Below are 2,197 nucleotides of genomic sequence, written 5' to 3'. Positions count from 1 at the left end.
CCTTTTATCCATCACCAGTTTAAAAAGCATCGATAAGGTAGGGCTACAGTTTTCTGGATTGTCTGAACAAACACTACCTTTGGCATTAAATAATGCAAGGTTGACGCAAAATATATTAGAACAAGTACAATCTCTCGGAGATGGCATCCGCACAGCGGAATCGGCAGAATTAGAAGCGGTAAACCAGCAATTAAGCCACTTAAACCAGCAGACTGACCAACTTACTGACCAGCTTTTCTCCATCGCTACTCGTATCGGTAACGCGATTACTCAAGATCATCAAGTGTCGTTACGCAGCAAAAGTGCGGCTTTTCAGCAGCTCACCTATTCTATTTTATCAACGCAGGCCTCTTTGCTTGAACAGCAGAATGCTATCGATAACGCCGCCACCGCGTTTCGTTACGGATTAAGCTCCATTGGACCGGAGATGAACCGGATCAGTTCATTTCTCGCATTAGATAACCCTGAATCGATGGATGCGGCTAACCGCTTTATTGCCAGTGCAAGTTCGATGGAAAGTACCTTCTTACTGTTAATGATGCAAAACGATCCTGAACAGGCCAAAGTGCAATTTAAAGAAATCCGTAATCGCATGGCAGGAATTGAGCTAGCCTTTGATGATTTCAAAGAGTGGCATCCTGATGTTATGGAGTTTGCAAGCCTGACGGCACCTTATGAAATGGTTAAAGCGGGTTTTGTTGAGCATGGCATTTTAGCACTGATCTTAAATAAAATTGAGCAAGCACAGCAGCAGCGACAAGAAATGGCACAAGCTGCGCAGCTAGCCAAAGACACGGTAGCACTGCTAAATACGATTTCTGCCACTGCAAGTGAGTTGATCAAACACAGTGAGAACGTGGTTCATGACGCAATGCTAATGGTTAAGCAAGTACAATATACTGGCGGCATTATTCTGGTCGCTTTGGTTTTACTTGCATGGCTAGGGTTACGCCACTGGCTAAAGCTGGGGCTGAACAACTTATTGGCCAAGCTTGCATTATTAACTCAACACGATTTTTCTCAACCCGCTCGCTTGATTGGCCCGAGTGAATTTAAAGAAGTTGCTCTACAACTAAACCAAGTTATTGAATCAACAAAATATTCAATTTCTACCGTAACGCGCAATTGTGAAATGCTCTACCAAAATGCCGAAACCAGTCACGATGCAGCCGATAAATCCAACCGCAGTTTAGCCGCACAAAATGATTCGTTGGTTAACATGGTTTCCACCGTGAGTGAGTTGGAATCGGCGATTCGGAATATCACGCTTGTGACCAGTGAATCTTATGAAGAATCAGTGGCTGCCAGCCAGTTTTCTACGCAAGGGGTGAAAGTGGTGGAACAAAACCGTGTTCGCTTGGAATCTCTTGAAAATACACTGCATTTAAACGATGAAGCAATGCACGAGCTTGACCAGCGCGTGAAGAAAATTCGCGAGATGGTGGATATGATCAGCGGTATTGCTGACAGCACCAACTTACTGGCGTTGAACGCCGCGATTGAAGCAGCAAGAGCTGGCGAACAAGGGCGTGGTTTTGCGGTTGTAGCCGATGAAGTACGCAAATTGGCCAGCGATACATCACAGCAAACCACCAATATCCGAGACATGATGAATGAACTCACCAATGCAACGCAGCGCTCTCGTCAAGCGGTATCGGATTCGCGGCAAGAGATGAGTAATGCGCTGCAATCGAGTCAAGAAGTCAAAACAACATTTGAGCAGATAGAAAAAGCAGTGGAACAGATTCGTGCTCGAGTTGAGCAGATAAGCGTTGCAACAGAAGAACAAGAACGAGCGACGGCCGATGTAAGTCAATCTATCAGCCAAGTTTCATCGCAAGGCGAGCAAACCAAATTACAGCTTGAAGCCATGGTCGAAAGTTCAGAGCAGGTGGCTGAAGTTGCGGGTGAACAGCAGGCTATGTTGCATAAATATACGCTCAACTAGCTTATCCAGTGCGAATTTCTGTATTTTCATGACGTTGTCACTTTTTTCTAAATGGTTGGGTAAGCATTTTATCCAACCACTGCTCACGCTTCTCTCGAAAGAGTGGTAGGCCGATAATGACCTGCTTATGGCCCAATTCTGGCTGCGCACGATAAGTACGAAATAGCCGATCCCAACATGACAAGAAAAAACCAAAATTGGAGTGAGTTTCTCGCACAATGACTGAATGATGTACCCGATGCATGTCAG

The 2,197-nt window shown here is 45.2% G+C and carries 2 protein-coding genes; one reads left to right on the top strand and one right to left on the bottom strand.

Translation table 11 applies throughout. The annotated features are described in order from the left end of the window. A partial coding sequence (locus AACQ21_RS06890; protein ID WP_258174214.1) for a methyl-accepting chemotaxis protein occupies positions 1-1,948 on the top strand: 1,948 nt, incomplete at its 5' end. A 37-nt stretch (positions 1,949-1,985) separates the two neighbouring features. On the opposite strand, the gene AACQ21_RS06885 is transcribed toward AACQ21_RS06890, so the two are convergent. Then, a partial coding sequence (locus AACQ21_RS06885) for a sterol desaturase family protein (protein ID WP_146127541.1) occupies positions 1,986-2,197 on the bottom strand: 212 nt, incomplete at its 5' end.

It is taken from the genome of Vibrio sp. V01_P9A10T6, assembly GCF_963877065.1.
GTDB classification, from domain to species: domain Bacteria; phylum Pseudomonadota; class Gammaproteobacteria; order Enterobacterales; family Vibrionaceae; genus Vibrio; species Vibrio anguillarum.
This window is presented reverse-complemented; position numbering and strand designations above follow the sequence as displayed.